This is a genomic window from Paenibacillus sp. MT124, from assembly GCF_058792755.1.
Genome location: NZ_CM179500.1, coordinates 1,661,929 through 1,687,860 on the forward strand (window position 1 = coordinate 1,661,929; position 25,932 = coordinate 1,687,860).

A 25,932-nucleotide genomic window follows, 5' to 3' on the forward strand; every position below is an offset into this window, starting at 1 on the left:
TCTAACATAACATCACCTATGGGTTATCAATCTTTAAGATCAGATAATGTTTCAGTTGAAACTATGCACAAAATAGAGTTATATACGCTGTAAGGGGTGTAAATGAAACAGTTTCAAAATAATTATATTATTAGGAGGCATTGCATGTCAGAAAGAGGATATCTTTTCTCGCTAAGCTATCCAGAAAGAACAAAAGAAAAAGAATTTGTTAAAGAAATACTTCGGAAATATGACACCCAAGAATTAATTGGTGCAGGTATTTATGTTAATAATAATCCATACAATCTGCAACTATTGCTTCATCTAAATTTTGAAATTGATACAAAAGAGTTTGAAGAATGGCTTTCTGTTAGCTATGCAGATAAAAAAAGAAAAGTTAATTATTTTCATAATGATATTTTTCTATCTATGAGAAGTAAAGGATATAATGCAGTGACATTTACTGATGAAGAGATGGTGGATTTGGTTTTTACGGAAGAAGCAAATTCTATTTTTATGTTTCCTGAAAGAAAATTAATGAACTCAATTTGGAATGCTGATATTCTAGGTGATGATTTTACAGTTTTCCTATCACATTCAAGTAAAGACAAAGAGAAAGTTGATATTATTTTCAATGAATTACAAGTGCGCGAAATTAGAGCCTGGTATGATAAATACGAAATTAAACCTGGAGATAGTATAATAGATAAGATAAACGATGGGTTAGAGAGTAGCCACTTAGGAATTATATGTATTTCCGAAAACTTTCTAAACTCTTCGACTGGGTGGACGAAGAGTGAATTAAACTATTTTATTCAACGAAGAATGCGATCCGGAACGAATGATTTCATTTGTTTAAACTTCGATGTAAGACACGAGGACTTACCACCATTAGTTCAGGATTACAGATATATTGACATGAAAAATGATAATGCATTTGATTTAATTGTTGAAATTTTGAGAGAACATTCAAAAAAGAATGAAAGCTTTACCTGAATTAATTTATTTGAATTTAAGAGGAATCAGAGTTGTAGATAATTCAGATTTCTCAAAGATTAAAATTCTGATAACAATGTTTAAAAGTATTATTTTATTGAAGCCGTAATCCAGTTTTTTCAAGTGAACCATTAAAAGAAAACCTTACTTATGTATAAGATAATGCTCTACTTCGCATATTCTTTCCATATAATTGAGAGTCATAATAAAAGTAGGTTGTCTGAATTAAAGGACAACCTACTTTTATTTGAATCATGTGAGGAGTTAAGAGAGCGAAAAGGCCTTCAATCAAGATAAAAGTCTATATACGTCTTATGAATGCAGATGCTAAATGTCTATCGGAGAAGTAAAGTTTACGGGTATCTTTATTCACGCTACCCGTAAAGGAAAGATGAAAGATGTATATTATAAGCAGAAGAGAATTGTAACAGGTGAGTAGCCGCTTGAACGTCCGAAAGCATCGAACTCTAGGTTTAATGTCGCTGTCAACACAACATTTTGTATTTGGCACCTTTCTCTACTCTTTTTGGCGTTTGGAGGCAAGATCACTCAATTAATAGGAAAGCTGTTTTACTAGATGTAGGATTCATGGCTAATAAGGAGTTATTAATGATTGCTTCTGTTGCATTTGCTTTGACTACTCTCATAAAGTCCTCCATGGTTTAAAGGTTGGCAGAATGATATGTAATTAACATTCTTATATTACTAGGTATGAAGAGACAATTATTAGTCGTGTAAGAAAATATAGCGCTTTGTATAACCTTCTTTTACTCAGTATTTTCCCCAAGCAAATACCCTACCGAAATCTCCAAAGCTTTCGCTATCATCACCACTTCATAATCTTGGACTAGACGATACTGGCCCTCAAGACGGGAAAGGCTGGTCTGACTGATATCCAAACCCAATGTTTGCAATCTGGCGAGAAATTCTCGTTGTTTAATGCCCTTACTTTTACGAATAGATACGACTCGTGAGCCGATAATATTTTTGTCACCAGGTGGTTCTTGTCTATGCTTCATTATGTGCACCTCTCATTTCAACCAAATTGTATGAGAAATAATGGTTGTTTTAATGCGGATATCGAATTAAAATTAAATAAACCGATAATCGCATTAAAATTGACTAATCATGTCTAGCATTACCAAGTCATGACGTAGTTTAGACCCATCAGAGAGGTGGATGTATGAGCCGGTTGCTTGACTTATTGGAAGAGGAACGGCGCAAGCTTAATCAACTTGGAGAGGCATCCTTGAAGCAAGCGATTCCGTTGTGGGACAATCCTGCGGTTCAGGAACAAAGCCGGAGGGTGGATGAGCTGGTGGCACGAGTGAGTGAAATGAAGGCGAGACATCACCGAGTTGCACGATGATGAGCGAGGTACATAATGCGTAGGGCAGGGGAAGCAATGGATTTTCCACGGTGGATGCAACGAGCGATTCAAGCAAGACTGAATGAGGTGACTGCCCGGATCGAACATGATCCTGAACTGAGTCGAGTACGTGGGGGAACAGACGAAACGTTTGAAGTTTTGTTTGCAGGTAAGGATGTCGAGCAGACACCTGAATATATCGAGTGGGAGAATCGTTATATTGTCAGCAAAGGCATAGAAAATGAGCGGTTGTATTTACAGGGACTACGAGATGGCATTCAGCTCACAGTATCCTTGTTGGGTCAGTCAATGTTGACTGACAGAGATAAGGATAGACCGGATGGTTAATTGCTTGAAAATATGACTCATAAGAAGTGAGGGAAGCGACCCCGATCTTTAACTTAAAAACCGGAGCGGAAGCGTGAATCTATCGCTTCGGCTCCAGTTTTTAAAGCTTTACTTTTCCAAAATACAAATCTTACTTCCCACTTACCGACTTAAACCAATCATTCACTTCTTGAGTGATCTGATCTCCGCCGTTGGATTTCCAGTTGGCGACGAATTGGTCAAAGGCATCGATCGGCAGTTTGCCGTAGATGATTTTGTTGAAGGTTTCCATTTCGGACTGGCGAAGCAGGTTCCATTTGGAGACCATGGTTGGCGTTGCTGCGCCGGTGAAGTAGTTTTGTTTGCGAATGTCGAGCTGCGACATCACGACTTTGGCAGCGGCCCAGTTTTCAGGTTTGCGGAACTCGGCCATTTGTTTTTCGTATGGGGTTTCGGGCTTCTCGCCGTCAGCTAGCTTTACGAGGGTTTTCATATACAGATCTGGAATACGAGCCGGACCAGTCAGGAACGGGAACTCGTTGGAGAAGTCTTTGATCTTCTCTTTGTCACTGGTCGGTTGACCGTCTACGATATCCCAGTCGTATCCTTTGGCAAAGCCGTACTCATATGGACTGCCCGCTGCCGGGTTGGCCAGGTTATCGAGCAGGTAGTTGTAGTATAGGAAAATGGCTTCCGGATGCTTGGCATCCTTGTTGATCATGATACTGGCGTTGACGCCAGAGTTCTGCCACTTCGTACCGATCTTGCCGTCTGGACCAGCCGGAATAGGGTAGGCTTTGTATTTTGCCCCAGGTACGTTCTTGAGCAGGTCCGGTGCAGGCCAGTCGGGAACCCAGTTCGCGCCAGGCAGGATGCCAGCCGTGCCAGCAGTCCAGCTTTCAGCAGACTTGCCTTCATCCCACAGCGCGGAGTCGGTATGGATATACCCTTTGTTCATCCATTCATTCAGCTTCGCAAGGGCTTGTTTGGCACCGGGATTAATGGAGCCGTACTCCAGATTGCCGTTTGCATCTTTGTTCCATTGTTCCTGGATCGTGCCGTAAGCGCCGAATAACCAGTCGAGCGAGCCCATCCAGGTGTTGGTGTTATTTTTCAGCGAGATCGCCAGTGGGAATACTTTATCCGGAGACAGGCCGTCCGGGTTCTCGTTTTTGAATTTGTCCATGATATTCTCTAGATCTGCGATGGTCTTAGGTGCTTCCAGGTTCAGCTTCTCCATCCAGTCTTCTCTGAGCCAGAGCAGGGTATCGTCGTTATCGGTGTACTCCAGGATCGGCATGTTGTATCTCTTGCCATCCTTGGTGAACGGGTACCACAGCTCGGGATGCGCTGCAGCGTGATCCTTCAGAATTTTGTTGGCGTACTTGTCGAACAGTTCATCAATGGCGATGAATTGACCCGAGTCGATCAGCTGGTTAGTGAGTACCGCGTTTGTCGGAACGGATACAAAGTCAGGCAGCTTCTCGCCAGAGGCGATGGCCAGCTGCAGCTTTTGTCTGTATTGATCGTCATTGGCCGGATACCATGAATCCTTATGCTTCATGCCCAGCGTTTCGAGCATCCAGCGGTCGTGTACGTTATTTTCTTTGGTATCGCCCTGAACGTATTTCTTCGGCATACGAACCGAACTGAACTCAATGGGCGGATCATATTTTCCTTTGGCAAAAGCAGCTTCTGCTTCGGCTGACCCGACTGTCGCCGGCGTATCGTCCGTACCATTCTCACTGGCTGAATCGCCACTGCCGCACGCAGTGATGGTGATGAGTGCGATGACCATGAGCAAGGACCACCATGTTTTGAATTTGATCATTGTTCAATCCCCCTACGATGTATGATCTTTACAAGTGTAACTGTACCAAGTTGGGCGGGAGGGCATCTATATGAGTTTGTTAGTTTCGATAGGAGTCTATTATGCTGTTTAATGCTGGTCTCGATATTCCTGGGGCGTAACGCCGAACTGGCGCTTGAACACTTTGATAAAATACGCTGGGTCCATATAGCCAATCTCCAGGCTGATTTCATATACTTTTTTGGTGGTTGTGACCAGCTTGTGGCAGGCCCGATCCATGCGCAGGCGCGAGATATATTCACTTATTCCTTCGCCCGTTTCGATCTTGTAAATCTTGGACAGATGGGTCGGATGCAGATTGACATGATCGGCGAGCACACGCAGAGACACATCCAGATGCAGATTTTTATCCGTAAACTCCTGAATCTTCTTCACATATTCGGACCGGGTATCCTTGACCTCATTGGACGTGCCTTCCTTGAGTTTGGCGAGTACACCAAGTGACCATTTCCGCAATTTGCCGATGGTGGAGAAGGCTTCGCCGCTTTGAAGGTACTCGATATCGCTGCCCATGAGGTTCGTCAGGGTCAGCTTGTTCCGGTGGGCGAGGTTAGTGAACGAAGCGGTAATGAGAAAACCAGCCTCCATGCAATGCTCCCACGATTCCGACCATTTCTCATCCAGCTCTGCACAGACGGCGAGTATTTTCTCTTCGGCGGCATCCCATTGTCCACTCTCCAGCAGATGGATGAAGGTGGGCGGGGTGTACAGCACGTCCAGTGGACCTTGGGCCGCAGCCGTCTCCACATCGCTGACCCGCATCACGAATTCGCGCTCGTCTCCAACGATCTGCCGGAAATATGCGGAGGCCTGACGGAAGCGATCGTAGAGCTGATCCGGAAAGGTGAACCACTCGGTCATGACAATGGAGAGGGAGCCTTTGAGAAACTGTTTTACTTTGGATTGAAGCTGAATGGACAGCTTCTCCAGAATGGTCTCTTTTCCAATATCGTCATTCCGTTCCTTCAGCTGCAGTAAAAACACCACATATCCGTGTTCCTCCTTCACACCCCACACGTGCATAAACTCACCCATAATTTCCTCCGCCATATTGATAATGGCATATTCGATCAGGGTCTGATCATGGCTGTCATAGTGTCCGAATTCTTCATCCAACCGAACGAGCATGAGTGCGGCGTCCCCGGCGTGAAAGGGCAGATCATAATTGGTGAGTTTTCGCTCCCATTCGCCGGATGAAAACCGGTGTCCCTGCAATGCCTCCAAAAGCAGTCGACCGCGAAGATGGGGGAGGTTCTCCCGTAAGGTAAACTGGGTCCGACTCAGTGAACTGACGAGTTCCCATTCATTGTTTAATTGGTCGATAGCCTTCTGCACGGCGCCCATTAACTCATCGTCTGTCGGCGGTTTGAGCAGGTAGTCCACGGCCTCGTACTGGATGGCTTTTTTGGCATAATCGAATTCGGAATAACCCGATAACAGAATACATTTTATTTTTTTGTCCCGGATCCGGATGCGTTCGATTAGTTCTATGCCCGTCATTTCCGGCATCTGAATGTCCGAGATCACGATATCGATAGGGTGGGTGTCAATCAGTTGTAAGGCTTCATGCGCGGAGTACGCTCTATGTACCTGTTCGATCCCCAAGGTGTGCCAGGGCTTGGTCATGGACAGGTTATCGACCCAGTGTGCTTCGTCGTCTACGATCATCATTTGCATACTTCTTCGTCTCCCTTGGTGTTTAATTAAATAAACTAGCATCTCTGTATTACACGAAGCCACTCCGCAGTCAGAACCATCTTCCGATCGCTGTTATCCCCAGATTTTTTGAATCCCTATATAAAGGGGAAATCCGGGGATAAAGGCGAGCACTTCGTTTCTTCAGATTGCTTCTGCCCGCTCCGTTAATCGTGCAATATGATCAACTTATATTAAGTGGGTATCTCACTCAGAATCTGTATCGTCCTTCGGCAACTCCCAGACGATCTCGGTGCGGAATCCACCAAGCGGGGATGGGCAGAATCGAAGGTGGGACTGGCTGCCGAACAGATGCATGATTCGCTGGTTCGTATTCCAGAGGCCGCAGCCCATTTCCTCCTGTAGTGGCTCCTGCATTTTCATGTTCAGCGCTTCGTACTGTTCCGAGCTTAAACCCGGGCCGTCGTCGTCGATATAGATTTTGCCGTAACCATCCACGCTCTCGCCGGTAATGCGAATCTCCCCAGATGAATAGGACTTCGCTACGCCGTGTATAACGGAATTCTCGACCATGGGCTGAAGCATTAATCGCGGTACAGATTGGGCAAGCATATCCTCAGGGATATCGATATGATACTCAATTCGTCCATTGCGCAGCTTCTGAATATCCAGATAGTTGATAAGCAGCTTGATCTCGTCCCGAAGCGATGAGGTCTCCCGTTCCATGCGGGTGGTGTACCGATAATATGCACTTAGATTATGTGCCATGGACACGACAGCCTGCTCGTCCTTCATTTGAGCCATATTGATGATGTAGCCAAGACAGTTATATAGAAAATGGGGATTGATCTGCGCCTGCAGCTGCTTCAGCGTTGCTTCTTTGGCTCTAATTTTCTCATGGAATACATTCTCGATCAGGTCTTGAATCTGGTGAGACATATCATTGAATCGATGAAACAGGAATGAGAACTCATTCTGATCCTTGCTGTGCAGCCGTACGGAATAGTCACCGCGCTGCACGCGGCGCAGGCCCTGGATCAGCTTTTTGATTGGAGATTGAATGTTTCTGTACAGCAGAATCGAAGCAGAAATGCCCACGACAAACAGCAGCGTCATAAAGAGATAGAACAAATTTCGGCTGAGCGAAATCGGCTGTAGGATCTGATACAGCGGGACCACGTCAACCAAATGCCAATCCAGATAAGATGATTTGACTGCGCTAACCAGATACTTTTTCCCGTTCAGCTTCACAACGTCCTGTGTAGTATCTTCCGGGGAGTGTGTATCCAGATAATGAATAAGTTCCTCCGATAACTGCTTGTCTGCACTGCGATTCATAATGGGGTCATTGCCCTTGTGATAAAGGAAGGGATCTCCCTGCCCACCTGCCTTGTACGTATCAAGCATGTTCTGAATATTCTCATAACTGAAGCTGGCCTCAATGACAAGATTGCTTCCGGTCAACATCCCCGGTTGGGCCAAGGAATCGGTATAAAACCAGTAAAAGGACTGCATACCCTCCTGCGATTCTGCCCCTTGATCCCCATATGTCCATTGCCCGCTCATATTCCGTTTCAAGTAATCCTCGTCATACCCGGAAGAGCGGTTGTAGTTGGCGATAACATCCTGATTTTGCTGTGAGTATACGGCATACCGGGTGTTCCATATATCCGTGACGCCGGATTGGAGCACCATCTTCTCCTGAATGGCATAGCGGGTCTGCATCTGATCATACCGATCATCCCATATGTTCAGACCGTTAAATGCGCGGACATTGGGATCTCTTGAAAGGATCAGACTGAAATCCATCATCTGATTAATGCGGGAATCAATCTGACTGGCTAGAAACGTGAGTTGTTTCGTATTCGAAATCTGCAGTTCTTTGCTGACCACGTTATAGGTGACATTGTTCGAGTAGGTGTACATGATAATAATGGGGATGAATAACAACACGATTAAGCAGTTGATTTTGGCAAACAAGCTGAAGCGGGAACGGGTCCTTCTTTCGAATAATATAAAGCGCTTCCATATATGCATAAAAAGTCTCCTTCATACTCGTGTTTAACAAGGCAGGTTTTCACCAGATTCCTAACAAAACCCTATCCGGCCTAACAATGTTATATAGTCAGAGCTCAGAATGGCCTGATACTATTTATAGCAGAGAACCCCATTACACACAAAAACTTTTTTTGGGAACAGGAGAAGGCACTATGGAGGCTAAATTGGAGGGTCAACGGGTCCCGCAGGCGAATGTGGGGAACAAGCTGGAACAGAAGAGAAAGAAACGTTACAAACAGCCTTGGGTTCTGCACTTCATGGTGCTGCCGGCGGCCATTATGGTTTTTATCTTTTCGTATATTCCGATGTCCGGAATTTTGATGGCATTTCAGGATTACAAGCCTGCGCTTGGGTTCGCGGGTTCGGAATGGGTGGGACTGAAGCACTTCAGATACATGTGGGAAAATGATTATTTCCTGCAGATTACGTGGAACACGCTGTTTTTTGCCTGCTCCAAAATCATCATGAATCTGATCATACCGTTTGTCTTCGCGCTATTGCTTAATGAGGTACGGAAGATGGCGCTCAAAAGAACCATTCAGACACTCGTGTATCTGCCACACTTCTTGTCCTGGGTAACGCTGTCCGGTATCCTGATCGACATTCTGGCACAGACGGGCATTCTCAATCAGTTCCTGGTCTCGGTGTTCGGCATCAAGCCGATTTTCTTCCTGGGGGACGGTAACTGGTTCCGGTTTACGATCATTGCGAGTGATGTCTGGAAAGAGTTTGGTTTCAATACGATTATCTTCCTTGCTGCATTGTCCGGCATTAACCCATCACTGTATGAAGCAGCTGAAGTGGATGGGGCAGGACGCTGGAAGCAGACGATCTATATCACCATCCCGGCGCTGATTCCCATCGGAATCGTAATTGCCACACTGGCACTGGGGAATGTGCTTAACGCCAACTTCGACCAAATCTTCAACTTATATAGTCCATTAATCTACCAGCAAGCGGATATTATCGATACGTTCGTGTATCGTGAAGGTCTGCTGAGTGGGCAGTTCAGTTTCGCTACCGCGGTGAATCTGTTCAAATCGGTCATCAGCCTGATCCTCATCGTGATCTCTTACCGACTGGCCTACCGATTCGCCGGATATCGAATTTTCTAGAAAGGATGATGACGAGCCATGTATCATAAAACGTTACCCTATCGCATTTTCAGCATCTTCAACAATGTGTTCCTGACCATCCTTTCGGTGCTCTGCCTGCTGCCTCTTTATCACTTGCTGATGGTATCGCTTAGCGCGTCCGCACCTGCGAATGCCGGTCTGGTGACGTTCTGGCCAATTGGATTTACGCTCGAAGCATATGCCAAGACGTTCGATAACGCCAATTTCCTGTCCTCCCTGTGGGTGTCCGTGGAGCGGACGGTGCTGGGAACAGGGCTTGCACTCATCGTGAATACGATTGCTGCCTATGCGCTCTCCAAGGAGACACGTGTGTTCCGCGCACGTAACCTCTATCTGTGGTATTTTGTTGTCACGATGCTGTTCAGCGGGGGCCTCATTCCGGGGTATATCCTGATTCTGAAGCTCGGGCTGATGAACACATTGTGGGCACTCATTCTGCCGGGACTTGTGGCGGTGTTCAATATCATCCTGCTGCTGAATTTCTTCCGCACGGTGCCGAAGGATCTGGAGGAGGCTGCATTTATCGATGGAGCAGGACACTTTCAGTCGTTTATCAAAATCTACCTGCCTGTCTCTGTCCCCGTCATTGCCACCGTTTCCTTGTTTATGATGGTGGGACATTGGAACGCATATTTTGACGGGATTATCTATATCCGTGATTCGGAAAAGCTGCCACTCGCGACATTCATGCAGACGATCATCGTACAGGCCGATATGACGAAGCTTGATCCGGAAGCGATTGCGAACCTGTCGCAGCGGACGATTCGGGCGTCCCAGATCTTTATCAGTGCGCTGCCGATCCTACTCGTGTATCCGTTCCTGCAACGGTACTTTGTAACGGGGATTGTGGTGGGGGCTGTGAAGGAGTAGCCGCGTGGAGCGGATGGAATAGGGTTGTGAAAAGGGAGTTGCTGAACTGGCCTGAAGCCAGGGAGGTGGCTCTTTTTTGTTGTGAAAAAGAAGTATATTACCTTTATTTGAATAAAATGGTACTATGAGAAATGATTCTGAGCGTGAGTCATTCGTTAATAGGGAGATGGAGACAAAGTGAAGAAAATTATGGTTGTTACCCTTGCTTTGACGTTATTAAGTGCATCCATTGCTTTTACAGCTACAAGTGCACCAAAAAAGATCGACATATTATTTAATGAAAAAGAGCTAAAGACTCAAGCAGATGCAGAAGCCAGAATTATTGATGGTCGTGTGTACATCCCGGCCAACATTCTTCGAGGTGCGAGATTTTCAGTAGAGTATAAAAACTCAACACTCCATCTGGTGAATAGTTATTTTCTCTACACGAGAAATTTAATGGAGATGCATGTGTTGAATCAGGTTTTTACAACTCGGTTCAATAAAATCGACCAGGAAGTGGTTCATATTCTGGGCAAAGTGATATTAGAAGAGCCAGTGGACTTCTCAAGATTACAACAGAACATAGAGGAAGCTGAATCGAACGTCGGTATCCGTCCAGAGGTATTTACTCCAGTACAAGACTATAATTCCTTTGATTTTTCTCCTGCCAGGGAAAGTGTGGAAGCATATAAAAAAGCAAGTCGTGAGTTAATAGCTTATGTGGATACCGGAGACAAGGAAAGGTTGAAGTCTTTTTACCAAGAGAGAAAACAGGCACTTGAGTATTATGATTCGTATACAAATGTGTATGATCTAATTTTTAAAGCGAGTTTTACTAGTGCAGTAAGATAGTAACACATCAAGGAATATCACACACGAAAGGATTTGAGGGAAGCAGAAGGAGGCAGACTTTCCTGACATTTTGAGCATCGTGAATACGAGAACGTTATGGAAGTCAGGGAAACTCACTAAATTTGAGGAGATTATAGAATGAAAAAATCAATATTAATCATCATTGCGATTTTTCTATTTATTACTTGTGCCAATTCAATAAGTGCCGAAGCTCACCAAAACTCGATTGAGGCAAAAATTGACGAACAAACCTTCCACTTAGTAGAAGGAACTGATTATATCATCTCTGCAGGTCATATACTGGTTTCGCCAGTCTATATCAGTAGTGTGCTAGATTTCGCTGTGCCTGGTAAAGGGATATGGTGGGATAACAAAGCTAAAAGTGTAATTTTTGCATATGTAGACATAGATGATTACCTAAAGCCAAGGTTAACCTTCAAGGTGGGAGAAAGCCATTTTACCGAGTTCGACAAGGAAATTGAACTAAAAAAAGAAACAATGATGGTGGATGGTAGAGTTTATTTGCCGTTAAGAGCCATTAGTGAAGCATATGGCAAAAAGATTCATTGGGAATCCAATAACGGCCAGAGCATGGTCCGAATTACCACGAAGAATCAGCAGTGAGAGTTACAAATTGCGATGAATTGGAACGAATTCCGTTGCCCATACAATCCCAATCCTGTTATAATTCAGGTACATCTATCGCATTGGGGGTTATACCGTGGCAATATTGGCAGTGCCGGATTGCTCGTTCGCTAGAACGGCCTTACGCAAAGCCTGATTAGGGGCGGACTTTGTGTAGGGCGCGACGAGAAGAACATCGATCGCCCTGAAAGCAACATAATGTTTCATCCCGCAGGCTTTGCACCTTATTTGTTTTACCAATAAAAATAAGGGGCTGAAAGCCATGCAAACACCATTTATTCAAAATCATCAATTTAATGTGATTACAAAACAAGCCAATTTCCTGCTCAAAGCGCTGCGTACAGTCGCGGATCGCAAAGTCCTGGAAACCGTCCGTTATACGGCCGTAACGAATGCTATAGAAGTCTTCGATGAGCTGACTGCCGAACAGAAGCAGTTGTTGGAGCAGCTATCTACCTACGAGGCTGCGCATGAGCTGCAGGATTATCTGGACCGGTTGGAAGGATTCCTGATTCCATTCCCGCAAGTGTCGGCGAAGCAGATTCAGAAGCTGTTTCCCAAGGCGAAGAAGCTCAAGCTGCCTGATCTGGAAACGGTCGATTACGCACGTACGACCTATCTGAGATGGACGGATATTGCTACCAATCGTCTGTTCATTGTGTACCCGTACGAAGAGAAGTTTCTCGGCATCGAGGGACGGATTACAGCTACGAACAAAAAAGGGTACTGCATGTTCTGTAATCGGCATCAGGAGCTTGGATTCTTCAACGTGAAGACGAAGGGCTATTCGCCGGATAACTTGGCTTCCATTGGCCAGTACGTATGCATGGATAGCACGGCTTGCAACCATAGCATCACTGACGTCACCATGCTGGAGAAGTTTCTTCTTTCGACAGTAAAATAATGCTTAGAACAGACAGGGTCGCTCTTCGGAGCGACCTTTTTGGTTTCATTAATGCGCGGTGTCTCTTTTCGATTACCCGACTTGCGTATGGTTAGCGTATGTCCTTGTCATATTTCAGTCCCAATTGATACGCCTGGTTAAGCAGGTTCTCATAGTGCTCGGGCTTGGCATCCAACGTCTCGTACAGAAATTCAACACTGGAGTTAGAGACGCCGCAATAATCTGCAATACCCAAGTTGAGCAGGTTCGTGATCGATTCATCATAGTTTCGTTTCTTCATCTGATCTTCCGTCACGCCCGAAAGCGCAATCCACAAAATCTTATGATGGTGAAGCTTATTCGAACCGTAGGCAAACCCGTTGTTCATGACACGATCCACATACCCTTTCAGCATGGCTGGCAGATGCCACCACCAGAGAGGAAACACAAAAGCCACAGCATCATGCTTCTTCAATCGCTCCATCTCTGTTTTAACCTCAGGGGAAAACATTTGATTGGGTTGGGTGTAATCTGGTTCATCCATGCCTTGGAGAATAGGATCGAAGCCAATTTCATGTAAGTCCAATATCTCAACTTCGTGACCAGCCTCAGTAAGACCTTGCACAAAACGATCGGCAGCCTGAAATGTAAGGGAATCTTTTCTTGGATGAGACACAACAACTAATACGTTCATGTTATATTTCACGACCTTTCTACAGCGCTTGTTTGGTAGCCACGCTTCATGGCTGATGCTATTATAAACAGGGATGATATATTCTGGAAGAACGCACTTTGAAGTTCTATAGGAAGATTAGAGTGCTATAGGAACATGAAAGTACCCTAAATAGACCCGAATTGTGCCTTATTGTGGGGCTGAAATAATACACGAAAAGAAGGAAACCGCTATGTTTCACCTTGGATGTAGTCTTCGGACAATGCCTGATGAAGGAGAGATGAAAGTTGACAGAAGACCATAAAGCTGGCGCTCCCAAAAAGTATAAAGTAGGTGTGGAGGCGGCCTTGGAAGTAATGGGCGGGAAATGGAAGCCTCTGATTATTTACCACTTGATGACAGGAAGGAAACGCTCATCAGAGCTTAGGAAGCTGATACCTGAAATTACGCAAAAGATGCTGACGACTCAGCTAAGAGGCTTGGAAAAAGACGAGATTGTGCAAAGAAAAGTCTATTCGGAGGTTCCCCCTAGAGTGGAATATGAGTTAACAGACTACGGTTGGGGATTAAAACCGGCCTTGGACCATTTGTGTTACTGGGGGGAAGAGCATCTAGATAAGGTTTACGGGGATAAGTCGAAGGTATTGGAGGAATTTTGACTCTCCGGAATGTTGAAGAGTTACGGCTGAACTCGTTCAGCTTAAACCTGATAGTTTGTTGAACATGCCAATTATGATTATGAAGCGGTGTTATTAATGGATCCTTTTAGAAAACGGATGCATATTCTGCACGGCTTTGGTATCTCCTCTCCAACAGAGGAAGAATGTGTTCAGTGGATCATGGAGCAATTAGCCCAGGACAAGGAAAATATTATGTCTTATGTCGTTGCTCGTCTAACATTCAGTGAGCAGCTGGAAGATGACCCGGATGGGGAATTTCGGGAAGGCGAGGAGCTTGATGAGGGGAATAAATCTGAGGTAGTCGAGATTTTGGGCTTTACGAGATCAGTCATCGCTGACATCGTTATTGAGATCTGGTCAAAAATCATCCCAAACTGTTAACCGGATATTTCAAACGTACACGAATTCCAGGCGCAGCTAAATTCTCATCCCAAATTAAAAAAGTATATGCTTCAATCAAAAACTAAACCTAAACCGAGCAGCTGCACACATATTTGAGCGAGAAGTTACATTCGTTGTGTAGTTCCTGAAATTTGTAAACGTAGTCATTACAATTTATAGTTTTTCTCTTTTTTACTTCCAATGATTTGTTATGTTACGGACAAACTCGTGCACAACGAATAGTCAATGAACTACCAGTTATCATGATATTAGAGGAGGTCACCGAATGAACAAGCATGGTGTTTATGAGACAAACAGCTTGTATTGGAATACTCAAGGAAATGACTTTTTAGAAGCCATTGTACTTCCCTTGTATGGCGCATTCACCTCAGAAGATAAATGGCGACTATTTGGCGATGTTTCAGGAAAGAAAATGCTAGAGATCGGGTGTGGAAATGGTCAATCCTTGAAATACCATGGGGATCGCAACGCAGCTGAGTTATGGGGAGTGGATATCTCAGAGAAACAGATTGAAAAGGCGAAGCAGCATTTGTCGGCATACGGCCTTTCCTCAACATTAATCTGTTCCCCTATGGAAGAGGAGTGCGGCATACCTGTCCAATATTTTGATTTTGTCTATTCGATTTATGCCATAGGCTGGACAACCGATCTTGAAGGGACGTTCTCCCGTATTGCTTCTTATTTAAAAAAAGACGGCATTTTTATATTCAGTTGGTCTCACCCCATACATAAATGTATTGTTGAAGAAAATAATCGATTTATATTTAACAAGTCCTACTTCGATGAATCCTGGTATTCGGTATCGCCTGATTTTGTTCGGGGTGATCTCATCTTATCGGATCGCAAATGTTCAACCTATATCAATGCATTGGCTAGAGCAGGGTTTGTGATCGAACAAATGATTGAAGAAACCGACAATGAGATACTGCAAAGGCATGATGGAAGCAAGAATCATCTCGCAAACAGGGCGAAGGTGTTTCCCGTAACTTTTGTTATAAAAGCTAGAAAACTTTGACAGAGAGGAAATAACTAGAGTGAACAATACATGGACCATATGCATATCAGGAGATTATGACTTGAATTTTCTTATGTTTGTGGCAAGTGCACATGGACTGTTGACAGATGAATTCGGAGAAGATACGTGGCCTGGGAGTCAATTTTCTAATGGTGGACGAAGTAATGAAAAGTTCAAAGGGCAGTGGAATGAGCTATGGAATCAATGTATCTACAAAAAAGAACTTCTTAAAAGTGGAATCGAGAAAAGTTTGATTTTGGATCCCCCTGAATTTTCAATGATTACAGACAAGAACGTGAGGACTGTTCTGGTTAATATGTGGCCTTCATTTATTAAATGGTGGAACATGCCTGCGGGTGGCCAAGCGGCGATGCACTACTGGGAAGGTGCGCCGAATCTTTTGTCTTTTGTAAAGGAATTTGAAAGTCAGGTTGGAAGAAAAATCAAACCTTTTAAGTTAGATATTGATTTGGTGTATACAGGTTTAAGAGAACCCCTTGAAGTCAATGAACAGTTTATGATCATGCCAGTTAAAATTGATTATTTATTGAGCATGGATTGGTGGATAAAGAGATTTGAAGAGCGTTATTAAGTGTTTATGAAGAAGCAGAAGTAGTCATACTAGACCAGCTTCTGCGAATTGAATAATGATCTAACCATCTCGGAAGGAGATAGCTTAATGAGACGAGTAGACGTAGCCTATGCATTAATCCTGGATGATACCTCATCCAAGATTCTAATGGTCAAGAATAAAGGCAATTCCAGTTGGTCGCTTCCTGGTGGCGCGGTGGAAAAGGAAGAAACGTTGGATCAAGCAGCCATCAGAGAAGCCAAAGAAGAAACAGGACTTGATGTAAGAGTCCAAGGGATCATTGCCATCAATGAATGTTTATTTGAGGAAAAGCAGGAGCATGCCATCTTCTTCACGTTTAGAGCTGAGGTTATTGGAGGAAGGTTAGAGCTTATAAGGCCTCATGAAATATCTGAATTTGCCTGGATGGATGTGGATAAGGCTAAGGAGCTAATGCCCTATTATAAGAATGGCATACGGAGTCTAGTCGAAGGAAACGAGATTCCTCATTATGATCAAGGGAGAAAGTAATGAGGTTAAACTCTTCTAGAAAAGGAGTGATCATATGATCGTTATGATTAATGGAGCGTTCGGTTCCGGCAAAACGTCGGCAGCAAAGATGCTCCAACCCTTGATCAACAATAGTATGATATACGACCCTGAAGAAATAGGTTATATGATCAGAAAACTCATTCCGGAAGAATGCCGGGAAGAGAATGAGCGTACGGATGATTTTCAAGATATCGAACTATGGAGAGTTCTAACCGTGAAGACGGCTGTAGAAGTAAGGCGGAAATATAACAAGCACCTAATCGTTCCCATGACCATTTATAAGGAAGAGAACTTTAACCACATTTATAACGGATTCAAAGCCATTGACGAAGAATTATATCATTTTTCGCTTGTGGCTACTGAAGAAACGATATACAAGCGGTTAGCTAAACGCGGAGATGAATTTGGAGGCTGGCAGTATCAACAAGCGCCGAAGGTTGTTCATGCTCTGAAGGATGATAAGTTTGGGATACACCTAATAACGGATCATCTTGAAACTAGTGAGGTTGTAGATATCATATTGACGAAGGTAGACCAACATCATAATTATACCTAGTTAACTGATAGATAAAAGTGAAGAATGGTGGTGTGAGTCTCCTTGCTCAACTTACAGAAAACGGAGGATACAACATTCAATGAACTGAATGATTATGTTTTACGGGTTAAAAATGAGATATCTGCTACAGCAGCTGCAACCTGCATTATTCATCATGACCGAATCGTGAATGAATGGTACTCAGGAGTACATCGTAATTTTAGAGGCAGTCGATTAGTGGATGAGGAATCTCAATTTCATGTGGCATCGGTCCGAAAGACATATTTAGGACTTGCCATCAGTCTTGCCTTATATGAAGGGAAGATTTGCAGCATAGATGATGATGTTGCCATCTATTTGGATGATGTGGATACCGTGGTAGTGGGAAACACAACGATAAGACATCTGCTAACACACACCCATGGTTTAGGTGATCTCCATCATCGATTGTTTTTGCCAGGGACGGACTGGAAATACAATAATGTTGGAGTCAATCTGCTCATTAAGATCATCCGAAAATTATATCATATGCCATTATCTCAACTACTTGAAGAACGTGTATTTACGCCCATGGGTTTTAGTCATACCGGTTGGAGAAAGGAACCGAATGAAAAGTTAGTCTGGCTCAATGAACAATATAAAGATAATCAAGGCGATGAAGCCAACTTATTTGTGAGTACCAAGGAATTGGTATACTGGGGTTATTTGCATTTGAAAAGGGGCGCCATTCATGGGCAGCAAATACTGCCGAGAGAAGTTTTTGAGCAAGCAACGACAATCATTAGTCCTCCAGATCTCGAACGCCAATTACCGAGAAATGGTTTCTTTTGGTTTGTGCAGGATGAGCCGCGTGCTTCGACGGAACTCGGGGATGAGCTTCCATCCGGTTCTTTTCAAATCTTGGGCATCACCGGTTGTGCCTGTCTTGTCATTCCGAAGTATAGAACGGTAGCAGTAAGAATGTATAATCAAACCGGGCCCAATCCAGCAGGGTATGATTATTTAGAGGATATCAAAACATTTGGAAATCTGGTTAACAAATACGCTCAATATCTATAAACCCTGAAAGCTGATCTACAGAATCATACAAGGATATAGACAGACAGTGGCGAAAGGAGGACAGTCCTATTATGGAAAACGTACCAGAACGAATTCAATCGCAATCCATACAAGCCCTCGAATCAACCATCCGGAAATCCGAAAATGCCTTAACGCAGATGACTCAGAAAGGGGCAAATACAACTTTAATAGAAAAGCGACTTAAGGCTCTCCGTATTGGTTTAGCTATACTTGAACATGTGTGGCAACACAAACCTCATCCATATACCTCCGGAGATCTGATTGAAGCTCGCAGTGTTCTTACGGGTTTAATGCCATCCATTGACAACTCACTTGCTAAGGCTAAGGAAGGCAGTCCTCAGAGAACTCTTCTAATAAGGAGAATCCAAGCATTGGAACTGGCTGTTCAGGCGATGGATGATCTAATGAGGGAGGAACACCAGTGAACAGTTATTATGGAGAACTTTGCACGAAGATATATGAAAGTGACAAATCGTTAGCAGAAGGCAGAGAGCTTGATTTTTACCTTTCGTTTGTAGACAGAACAGATATGCGTGTGCTTGAACCCATGTGTGGAAACGGAAGAATGCTGATCCCTTTTATGCAGCGTGGAATACAGATAGAGGGATTCGATATATCCGAAGATATGCTGAAGGTATGTAGAGAAAAAGGTGAGCGATTAAATCTGAAGCCTCATGTATATTATCAAAAGATTGAAGATTTCGTAGGCTCCGAACAATTCGACTTGATTATGATTCCATTTGGATCATTCTCGCTGCTTCCCAGTGAATTAGTTAACCAGAGTCTGGCCAATCTGCAATCTGCGCTTAAGGCTGAAGGGAAACTTCTATTGACGATTATGTTAAAAGGGAACAACGTGGAAGAGATTCCAGAATGGAGAGAAACGGATCGCAAGGTTGTAAACGATGAATTAATTGTCTTATCCAAAAAAGTTCAGTATCGCAAAGAACAATCCATGCTCGTAACGGAGCTGAAATATGAGTTAGTCAAAAACGACAAAATCGAAAAGACCGAGGTGATGAACTTCCCTCTTCGTTTGTATGATATGAGGGAGTTTGAAGATATTCTTAGGACAAATGGTTTTCAACATATTCATTTGCATGAAGTGAAGTATGGGTATGGGGAAGGCACCTATTTTCATGTGTTTGAATGTTCCTTGTCTGATCTTAGCCAGGGAGCAACTTAGATAATCATGTATTATGGTCAAAAGATTTGAAAGGAGTGATGTGGTATGAAAAACATGAATTCGAGCAGCATTGACAGTGATCTAAGAGGTGTTTGGATTTAACGCAGGGGGAATGATGAAGTGATTCCTCTGCGTAATTTAGGTAGGAGGAATCTAATATGGAAATTAGTCTGAAGCCTGTAACCGTTGACAACTGGTATAGTTGCACCCAATTGGAAGTAGCGGAGGATCAAAAACAAGTATTCCCGGCCCCGGTCGTATACTGGATTGCTGAATCCAAGTTTGTCCCTGAATTTCAACCCATGGTGATAAATTTCGGTGCAATTATCATTGGATTTCTTGTGTATTGTACAATACCGGATCATGAAGGAAACTACTGGATACCAGCTCTAATGATTGATGGACAATATCAAGGAAAAGGTTATGGAAAAGAATCGATGAAACAATTGACCGCATTAATGAGAGAATCATTGAACTGCCAGAAAATTATGATAGGACATAGAGCTGAAAATGCTGTTGCAGGTCATTTATATGAATCTCTGGGATTTAAAAGAGTGAGTGAAGGATTAATTGACGGTGAAGTGGTTCGTGTTCTAACTTAAACGAAGGATTAATGATCTGAGAATTCAAAGGTTGTTGATTAGAGAGGTTAAAGAAGTGAGCACGTAGATCTCCCTAAGATAAGAGTCATCTAAGGGAGATCTGCATTGTGAATGCGATAAAGAATAACGAAAGACATTAAGCTGAAAAATTGGGAGATTACAAAATGAGTAAAAGTCTATACATCATATCTGGACCCGCAGGAGTTGGAAAATCTACAACGTCAAAAATGCTAGTTCAAACTTTAAATAAAAGTGCGTATATTTCTGGAGATGAGGTTAGTCATATCCCCGTGAAAGGACGGGGTAAACCCTGGTTAGACAAAGAAACAAACGACTTAACATGGAAAAACATATCCTCTTTGACAACGAATTTAATAGATTATGGTTATGATGTAGTTGTTGACTATGTGGCTTTTCCAGAAGACATCGATGGATTGATAAAAGAATTAGCAAATTATGATGTGAGAATAGTCTATGTGGTACTAATGGTGGATCGTCAAACGATTATGTATAGAGACAGTTTAAGAGCAGCTGCAAATCAAATGAAAGAAAGAAGCATAACACTGCTCAATGAATTTGAAAACAACTACAATCTAAAAGAAGAGAATAAATTATATACGAGCAATTATACGGAAGACCAACTACCTGAGATCGTTCATGAAATTATTAATAACGATAAGTACAGATTGAGATGATTTTAGTTCGAGGTTTAGCCCAATTAAGGAGGTATTTCATTGTCCATTCCTAAATTGCTGGTTCGAGAAGCCGTGAAAGAAGATGTACCATTTTTGATCGAATTGAATGATCAATTTAATGGAGTTCGTCGAAGCCGGGAAGAGGTGGAAACGGACCTTTTAAATGCAAGAGAAGTAATTGTAGTAGCTGTAATGGACGAGCGAGTCGTTGGATTTGCATGCGGACAGGTTTATAAATCGTTTTGCTATACAGAGCATCAGGCTGAGATCACTGAAATGTACATACAAGAATCTGCACGCATGAATGGATTGGCCGGAATGATGATTGAACGACTGGAAGGGATTTTTAATCATTCAGGAGTGAAACACATCAAAATTTTGACAGGAAATAAGAATGCTAAGGCGATAAAAACATATGAAAAAGCAGGTTATGACCGGGAGGATGAATTCGTATTTGCCAAGGAATTGAAGGGAATTTTCAGAATTGTATTTAAATATCTACTAAAGGAAGGCAGGTTGAAAAGTGTCTCGTTACCGTTTTTACCCCATGACCAAGGATAGAGCCTTGCAGATTTCAAAGTGGCAGTACGAATATCCGTATTCAATGTATGACATGGATGGGAGTGAGGACAGCCTTTTGGAGTTAATGAATGGAGAGTATTATTACGCGTTAGATGAACATGATGCTCTAATTGGTTTTATATGCGTAGGCGAATCAGCACGGGTCCCTGGCGGATATGCAGCTGGTATCTATAGAGATCTGAAGAAGTTGGACATGGGTTTAGGCTTGAAGCCTGATTTCTCAGGAAAAGGTAGAGGTCAGGGGTTTCTGACAGAGGTTCTTTCCTTTTTGAACAATCAATTTAGTGGTCGTGAGTATCAATTAGTCGTTGCAGCATTTAATGAGAGAGCTATCAAGGTGTATGAACGGATTGGGTTTGTGAAAGAAACACATTTTATGAGCAAGTATGAAGAGCAGGAATTAGAGTTCATTTCGATGAGCTATATTAAGAAGAGTGTGTAAAGGGATATACCAAATTTAATCATTTTGGAGGTTTATTATGGTAACGGTAAAACTACATACAGAGAAACCGATCTCACCATCCGATCTAATGAGTCTTTATCACGATGCTGGTTGGTGGCCTGATCGGGACAAAGACGGGATATTAAAATTACTTTCGTCTGGTATTGCGATAGGAGCTTGGGATGATAACAACCTAGTTGGTTTCTCTAGAGCTATCTCAGATGGAGTTTTTCGAGCATATATAGAGGATGTTGTTGTATTAAGCAGTTACCGAAATAAAGGAATAGCTAGATTAATGATCGAAAAGCTTTTAAATGAATTGAAGGATATTGATGTCATTAGTTTATTTTGCAGTGAAGATTTGGCTGGCTTTTACGAGGAGACAGGATTTAAAAAGATAAAACAAATTGTGATGCACTATAAAAAGGAGTAGCAAGCATCTTATGAATTTTTCTAAAAAGGAGACGTACAAATGCAAGGTTATAATGTGCTCATGATTTACAACAAAGATATGAATAAGCTGCTTATGTGTAAGCGATTAAGAAATCCGTATAAAGGTTTGAGTAATCTGGTCGGTGGAAAGATCGATCATGGAGAAACTGGCATTAAGGCGGCTTATCGCGAACTTTTTGAAGAGACCGGAATATCGAGCAAAGATATCGTCTTACATCATTTAATGGACTTTAAATACTACATTCAGGAATGTTATGTGGAGGTGTATGTTGGCAAGCTAAAACATGATGTAGCGGTCTTTGGAGATGAAAATGAATTATATTGGTCGGATCTGAATGAGGACTTTTTTGATATGTCGGTCTTTGCTGGTGAAGGGAACATCGGGCATATGATTGAACAAGTTAAAATGGCTGAGGGTCAAATTTTCACAGACCATCAATGATGATTAGGGTTTCATACTTCTGGATGATTTGAAGAGAGCTAATTAATCACTGTTTTCGAAAGGAGTATATATGATAAACGATGCAAGGCTCGATTTCATATTGAGTTCAAAAGAATATCTACAACACCTCCCTGAATTGCTGGAAGGAATCCAAGATATTAATTGGCCTAATGCATATCGTATCGTTGAATTTTTGAATAAGCATGATGTGGAAGTAGCTCCTTATGTGAAAACAATTTTATTAACTGAGGATACGATATGGAGATACTGGATGCTTACCAAGCTAGTCTCAAAGTGGTCAAAAAATACCGTTGAAATAGTCAAAAGTGAACTTCTTGTCATTGCGGAACTATTGGATATCTATGAAGAGACTGATCTGGAGTCTCTGGATATTCTATTGACAAAGGGAATCGTGGATTGGACTGATGTTAGATCAATGGTCGTAGCAAAAGAAGAAACAATACATAGTGGATTGTCAGGCTTCACGACAGAACAAATAGAAGAATTTAATGAGCTTGAAAAGCTTAGACAGGAAATAATACAAACAGACATTAGCTTAATTCCACGATATATCCAAGAAAATGAGCAAGCATTGAAAATGAAAGATAAATATGCGACATTATCAAATTACCTTGTTTCTTTAGACAGCTTGAAAATTAAACATATAGGTACCGATTTACCATTATAATCTTAAAATGATTGAAGTAACATTAAAAGTTATTGAATCCATCATTAGAGGAGTACTATATTGTCATATGTATAATAATGGAATAAAATGAATAAACGCCCCAACCATAGATCAGAGTCTAAGGCTGGGGCGTTTCCTTTATAGATTGATTATATATGTATACGATCTGCATACTGTGGAAGTAGACTTTCGAGATTCGCTTAGCATAATATTTGCACTGCATGTGATTCGGTCGACCCTAGATTGATGTTGGTGGAGGGATTAATTTGTTTCCGTTTCAAGTGAATGAATCGATAGTAATTAATTTAATTCAACCCCAAGAAAGAGATGAATTGTACACATTAATTGATGAGAACAGAATGCATCTTCGAGAATGGTTGCTATGGGTGGATAAGCGACAATCCCCAGAAGACTTAGATCCAGTAATAGAGATGTGGAAACAAAATTATGAAGATCAGAACGGCTTTGATGCTGGCTTGTGGTTCGATGGTAAACTGGTTGGAATGATTGCATTACATTATATTGATTGGAAAAATAAAGTGACTAGTATTGGATATTTTTTAGGGGCATCAGCGGAAGGTCAAGGGATTATTACGAAAAGCATCTCAAGGCTACTTGATGTCTTATTCAATGGAATGAAATTAAATCGTGTAATTATACAATGTGCAGAAACTAACCTAAAAAGCAGTACCGGAACGGGCTGGTTTCATCAATGAAGGGATTTCTAGAGAAGCACAATGGCTTCATGATCATTATGAGAATATTGTCACATATAGTATGTTATCGAGTGATTGGAATCGATAAATGTCACTAATCGTGTAGGGATGGGACTGTTAGCTAAATTAACGTATAGGTGGTCAAAACATGAATCCAATTCTTAAGCCATATGTATTGAATGTGGAATTATCCAGTGATCTAAGTCAAAATATTCATTCATTCTTGGAAGCACATAATGATCCAGAAACCCTGAAACACACATTAGACGTTGCCGCAGAAGCAAAGCGAGTAGCTGGATTATTTGGAGCAGACCCTGAAAAGGCAGAACAAGCAGGATTATTGCACGATATTAGTAATGTGGTTCCAGTAAGTGAAATGCTAAATCTGGCAAAGGCATTATCGATAGAAATCATGGATGAAGAATATAAGTATGATAGAATCATTCACCAAAAGTTATCCAAAGCTATGGCAAAAGAAATATTTCATATCAACGATCCAGAAATACTAAGTGCAATCGAATGTCATACCACGTTTAAACCACAAGCTAGTTTACTGGATAAAGTTCTTTTCATTTCAGACAAGATATCTTGGAATTTACCAGGAGAGCATGGTTACCTGCAAGAGATACGAGATAAAGTAAATGAATACAAACTCAATGATGGAATACTCATCTATCTGAACCAAGTATGGGAACAACGTTCCAAGCTTAAATTAGTACATCCCTGGCTTATAGAAGCAAGAGAAGAATTAATGGATATGAATAGATAATGAAAGGAGAAGGATATGCCTCAATTTCCCGTATTAGAGACAGAACGGTTCGTACTAAGAGAGATTAAACAAGAAGATTCAAGAGAGATATTTCGTTATTTTTCTTCAGATGAAGTGACGAGGTTTTATGATGTGGAGAGTTTTACGAGTGTTGAACAAGCGGAAGAACTCATTCAAAGATGGAATGATCGATTTAATCAAGAACAGGCCATTCGCTGGGGAATTACGTTGAAATCGGAGAACAAGGTGATTGGCACATGTGGATTTCATGGTTGGACGAAAAATCATTACAAAGCTCACATAGGCTATGAATTAGCACCTGAGTATTGGGGACAAGGGTATATAACCGAGGCGATCCGACGAATCATTGAATTTGGATTTAGTGATCTTGCATTAAACCGAATTGAAGCCTATGTAGAGCCAAAGAATACGGGATCCAGAAAGTTGCTTGAGAATATTGGATTCAGAGAAGAAGGAATTTTAAAGGAACATTATTATTGGAAGAATCAGTTTGTGGATACGGTTATCTATGCTCTATTGAAGAAGCGGTTTCTACATCCTTAATTTCTTCTGTTGTATTCCTTGGAAAATCAGCATGAACGCCATTAAGAAATGCAAAAATAACATGATTTTATTCCGGTAGTTAACGGAGAAGGGAATAAACCATGCTCAAACCAAATTTGGACATACAAGCTGTATTTATGGACAGAGATGGAACCATCGGTGGCACAGGCCACTTTATTCATCCTAGAGATTTTGAATTATACCCTAATGCACAAGAAGCTATAGCTCTTCTGAAGAAAAATGGAATCAAGGTATTTGCTCTTACGAATCAGTATCGGATATCGCGTGGAGAGGCAACGATCCAGGAGTTTGAAGAACAATTTAATGAATACGGATTCGATCAATCCTATATATGCCCACATGAACAAGAATGCGGCTGTCGAAAACCTAAACCGGGGATGCTGTTAGAGGCTTCACAGCAACACCATTTAGATTTATCAAGATGTATCGTTATTGGTGACGTAGGCGATACGGATATGCTTGCAGCTCACGCAGTAGGAGCCATAAAGGTTCTTGTAAGAACAGGCTGGGGGGAATCATCATTAACAACGTATAGAAACAAGTGGGCGGAAACGGAACCTGATTACATAGCAGAAGATATTTTAGATGCAGTTTATTGGATCATTAATAAAGGGAAACGTTAAGAAATACAAAAATACAAT

Annotated in this window: 33 protein-coding genes; 28 read left to right on the forward strand and 5 right to left on the reverse strand. The window is 42.2% G+C overall.

The window, feature by feature from the left end:
• Positions 1-144: 144 nt before the first annotated feature.
• Entirely contained in the window at positions 145-975 is an 831-nt protein-coding gene (locus AC3RCI_RS07655; protein ID WP_492528363.1) for a toll/interleukin-1 receptor domain-containing protein, read from the forward strand.
• Between the two features lie 767 nt (positions 976-1,742).
• On the opposite strand, the gene AC3RCI_RS07660 is transcribed toward AC3RCI_RS07655, so the two are convergent.
• Positions 1,743-1,994 (reverse strand): helix-turn-helix domain-containing protein, encoded by a 252-nt coding sequence (locus AC3RCI_RS07660; RefSeq protein ID WP_492528365.1) that lies wholly within the window; start codon positions 1,992-1,994, stop codon positions 1,743-1,745.
• A 164-nt stretch (positions 1,995-2,158) separates the two neighbouring features.
• Between AC3RCI_RS07660 and AC3RCI_RS07665 the strand changes: the two genes are divergently transcribed.
• Both AC3RCI_RS07665 and AC3RCI_RS07670 read left to right on the forward strand, forming a co-directional pair.
• On the forward strand, positions 2,159-2,344 hold the full coding sequence (locus AC3RCI_RS07665) for an aspartyl-phosphate phosphatase Spo0E family protein (protein ID WP_492528367.1): 186 nt from the start codon (positions 2,159-2,161) through the stop codon (positions 2,342-2,344).
• 36 nt (positions 2,345-2,380) lie between these two features.
• Positions 2,381-2,692, forward strand: coding sequence for a hypothetical protein (locus AC3RCI_RS07670; protein WP_492528369.1), 312 nt, complete (start codon positions 2,381-2,383; stop codon positions 2,690-2,692).
• Positions 2,693-2,822: 130 nt separating this feature from the next.
• Here the strand turns inward: AC3RCI_RS07670 and AC3RCI_RS07675 are convergent, their stop codons facing one another.
• The 3 genes from AC3RCI_RS07675 to AC3RCI_RS07685 form a co-directional block, all read right to left on the reverse strand.
• A complete protein-coding gene (locus tag AC3RCI_RS07675; RefSeq protein WP_492528371.1) occupies positions 2,823-4,502 on the reverse strand; it encodes a type 2 periplasmic-binding domain-containing protein in 1,680 nt (559 codons plus the stop codon).
• A 108-nt stretch (positions 4,503-4,610) separates the two neighbouring features.
• Positions 4,611-6,218 (reverse strand): response regulator transcription factor, encoded by a 1,608-nt coding sequence (locus AC3RCI_RS07680; RefSeq protein WP_492528373.1) that lies wholly within the window; start codon positions 6,216-6,218, stop codon positions 4,611-4,613.
• 225 nt (positions 6,219-6,443) lie between these two features.
• Entirely contained in the window at positions 6,444-8,234 is a 1,791-nt protein-coding gene (locus AC3RCI_RS07685) for a cache domain-containing sensor histidine kinase (RefSeq protein WP_492528375.1), read from the reverse strand.
• A 278-nt stretch (positions 8,235-8,512) separates the two neighbouring features.
• On the opposite strand from AC3RCI_RS07685, the gene AC3RCI_RS07690 reads away from it, so the two are divergent.
• From AC3RCI_RS07690 to AC3RCI_RS07710, 5 genes are all read left to right on the forward strand, one after another.
• Positions 8,513-9,370: an ABC transporter permease gene (locus AC3RCI_RS07690; RefSeq protein ID WP_236146791.1), complete on the forward strand. Its 858-nt coding sequence runs from the start codon at positions 8,513-8,515 to the stop codon at positions 9,368-9,370.
• A gap of 18 nt (positions 9,371-9,388) precedes the next feature.
• The gene (locus AC3RCI_RS07695; protein ID WP_492473941.1) at positions 9,389-10,261 is read left to right on the forward strand and encodes a carbohydrate ABC transporter permease; all 873 of its coding nucleotides are present in this window, start codon (positions 9,389-9,391) and stop codon (positions 10,259-10,261) included.
• A 177-nt stretch (positions 10,262-10,438) separates the two neighbouring features.
• On the forward strand, positions 10,439-11,095 hold the full coding sequence (locus tag AC3RCI_RS07700) for a hypothetical protein (RefSeq protein WP_492528377.1): 657 nt from the start codon (positions 10,439-10,441) through the stop codon (positions 11,093-11,095).
• Between the two features lie 138 nt (positions 11,096-11,233).
• Positions 11,234-11,719 (forward strand): stalk domain-containing protein, encoded by a 486-nt coding sequence (locus AC3RCI_RS07705; protein ID WP_492528379.1) that lies wholly within the window; start codon positions 11,234-11,236, stop codon positions 11,717-11,719.
• A gap of 283 nt (positions 11,720-12,002) precedes the next feature.
• The gene (locus AC3RCI_RS07710; RefSeq protein ID WP_492528381.1) at positions 12,003-12,644 is read left to right on the forward strand and encodes a FusB/FusC family EF-G-binding protein; all 642 of its coding nucleotides are present in this window, start codon (positions 12,003-12,005) and stop codon (positions 12,642-12,644) included.
• Between the two features lie 91 nt (positions 12,645-12,735).
• Here AC3RCI_RS07710 and AC3RCI_RS07715 read toward each other — a convergent pair whose 3' ends face one another.
• Entirely contained in the window at positions 12,736-13,317 is a 582-nt protein-coding gene (locus AC3RCI_RS07715; RefSeq protein WP_492528383.1) for an NAD(P)H oxidoreductase, read from the reverse strand.
• Between the two features lie 335 nt (positions 13,318-13,652).
• Here AC3RCI_RS07715 and AC3RCI_RS07720 point away from each other — a divergent pair, with 335 nt between their 5' ends.
• The 20 genes from AC3RCI_RS07720 (at position 13,653) to AC3RCI_RS07815 (ending at position 25,914) form a co-directional block, all read left to right on the forward strand.
• Positions 13,653-13,955 (forward strand): winged helix-turn-helix transcriptional regulator, encoded by a 303-nt coding sequence (locus AC3RCI_RS07720; protein WP_164764330.1) that lies wholly within the window; start codon positions 13,653-13,655, stop codon positions 13,953-13,955.
• A gap of 96 nt (positions 13,956-14,051) precedes the next feature.
• Positions 14,052-14,357, forward strand: a complete 306-nt coding sequence (locus AC3RCI_RS07725) for a hypothetical protein (RefSeq protein WP_492528385.1) — start codon at positions 14,052-14,054, stop codon at positions 14,355-14,357.
• Between the two features lie 286 nt (positions 14,358-14,643).
• Positions 14,644-15,393: a class I SAM-dependent methyltransferase gene (locus tag AC3RCI_RS07730; protein WP_492528387.1), complete on the forward strand. Its 750-nt coding sequence runs from the start codon at positions 14,644-14,646 to the stop codon at positions 15,391-15,393.
• A 61-nt stretch (positions 15,394-15,454) separates the two neighbouring features.
• Positions 15,455-15,985 (forward strand): hypothetical protein, encoded by a 531-nt coding sequence (locus tag AC3RCI_RS07735; RefSeq protein ID WP_492528389.1) that lies wholly within the window; start codon positions 15,455-15,457, stop codon positions 15,983-15,985.
• A gap of 87 nt (positions 15,986-16,072) precedes the next feature.
• Positions 16,073-16,495 (forward strand): NUDIX hydrolase, encoded by a 423-nt coding sequence (locus AC3RCI_RS07740; protein WP_492528391.1) that lies wholly within the window; start codon positions 16,073-16,075, stop codon positions 16,493-16,495.
• A 34-nt stretch (positions 16,496-16,529) separates the two neighbouring features.
• Complete coding sequence (locus tag AC3RCI_RS07745; RefSeq protein WP_492528393.1) at positions 16,530-17,072, forward strand: AAA family ATPase; 543 nt, start codon at positions 16,530-16,532, stop codon at positions 17,070-17,072.
• Positions 17,073-17,114: 42 nt separating this feature from the next.
• Positions 17,115-18,110, forward strand: a complete 996-nt coding sequence (locus AC3RCI_RS07750; protein WP_492528395.1) for a serine hydrolase domain-containing protein — start codon at positions 17,115-17,117, stop codon at positions 18,108-18,110.
• Positions 18,111-18,181: 71 nt separating this feature from the next.
• Positions 18,182-18,556, forward strand: a complete 375-nt coding sequence (locus tag AC3RCI_RS07755; RefSeq protein WP_492528397.1) for a hypothetical protein — start codon at positions 18,182-18,184, stop codon at positions 18,554-18,556.
• Positions 18,553-19,317, forward strand: a complete 765-nt coding sequence (locus AC3RCI_RS07760; protein ID WP_492528399.1) for a class I SAM-dependent methyltransferase — start codon at positions 18,553-18,555, stop codon at positions 19,315-19,317. Before AC3RCI_RS07755 ends, AC3RCI_RS07760 begins: the two co-directional genes overlap by 4 nt.
• Before the next feature lie 158 nt (positions 19,318-19,475).
• Positions 19,476-19,919: a GNAT family N-acetyltransferase gene (locus AC3RCI_RS07765; protein ID WP_492528401.1), complete on the forward strand. Its 444-nt coding sequence runs from the start codon at positions 19,476-19,478 to the stop codon at positions 19,917-19,919.
• A 164-nt stretch (positions 19,920-20,083) separates the two neighbouring features.
• On the forward strand, positions 20,084-20,614 hold the full coding sequence (locus AC3RCI_RS07770; RefSeq protein WP_492528403.1) for a P-loop nucleotide/nucleoside kinase family protein: 531 nt from the start codon (positions 20,084-20,086) through the stop codon (positions 20,612-20,614).
• Positions 20,615-20,653: 39 nt separating this feature from the next.
• Positions 20,654-21,175 carry a GNAT family N-acetyltransferase gene (locus tag AC3RCI_RS07775; protein WP_492528405.1) on the forward strand — a complete coding sequence of 174 codons (522 nt, stop codon included), beginning with the start codon at positions 20,654-20,656 and terminating at the stop codon, positions 21,173-21,175.
• Positions 21,138-21,638 carry a GNAT family N-acetyltransferase gene (locus AC3RCI_RS07780; RefSeq protein WP_492528407.1) on the forward strand — a complete coding sequence of 167 codons (501 nt, stop codon included), beginning with the start codon at positions 21,138-21,140 and terminating at the stop codon, positions 21,636-21,638. The genes AC3RCI_RS07775 and AC3RCI_RS07780 overlap by 38 nt, the downstream gene beginning before the upstream one ends.
• A 37-nt stretch (positions 21,639-21,675) precedes the next feature.
• Positions 21,676-22,071, forward strand: coding sequence for a GNAT family N-acetyltransferase (locus AC3RCI_RS07785; RefSeq protein ID WP_492528409.1), 396 nt, complete (start codon positions 21,676-21,678; stop codon positions 22,069-22,071).
• A gap of 39 nt (positions 22,072-22,110) precedes the next feature.
• Complete coding sequence (locus tag AC3RCI_RS07790) at positions 22,111-22,533, forward strand: NUDIX hydrolase (protein WP_492528411.1); 423 nt, start codon at positions 22,111-22,113, stop codon at positions 22,531-22,533.
• Positions 22,534-22,603: 70 nt separating this feature from the next.
• The gene (locus tag AC3RCI_RS07795; protein ID WP_492528413.1) at positions 22,604-23,221 is read left to right on the forward strand and encodes a DUF5071 domain-containing protein; all 618 of its coding nucleotides are present in this window, start codon (positions 22,604-22,606) and stop codon (positions 23,219-23,221) included.
• A 266-nt stretch (positions 23,222-23,487) separates the two neighbouring features.
• Positions 23,488-23,937 carry a GNAT family N-acetyltransferase gene (locus AC3RCI_RS07800; protein ID WP_492528415.1) on the forward strand — a complete coding sequence of 150 codons (450 nt, stop codon included), beginning with the start codon at positions 23,488-23,490 and terminating at the stop codon, positions 23,935-23,937.
• A 148-nt stretch (positions 23,938-24,085) separates the two neighbouring features.
• On the forward strand, positions 24,086-24,706 hold the full coding sequence (gene yqeK, locus AC3RCI_RS07805; RefSeq protein WP_492528417.1) for a bis(5'-nucleosyl)-tetraphosphatase (symmetrical) YqeK: 621 nt from the start codon (positions 24,086-24,088) through the stop codon (positions 24,704-24,706).
• Between the two features lie 15 nt (positions 24,707-24,721).
• Positions 24,722-25,270 (forward strand): GNAT family N-acetyltransferase, encoded by a 549-nt coding sequence (locus AC3RCI_RS07810; protein WP_492473927.1) that lies wholly within the window; start codon positions 24,722-24,724, stop codon positions 25,268-25,270.
• Between the two features lie 101 nt (positions 25,271-25,371).
• Positions 25,372-25,914, forward strand: coding sequence for an HAD-IIIA family hydrolase (locus tag AC3RCI_RS07815; protein WP_492528419.1), 543 nt, complete (start codon positions 25,372-25,374; stop codon positions 25,912-25,914).
• The last annotated feature ends 18 nt before the right edge of the window (positions 25,915-25,932 follow it).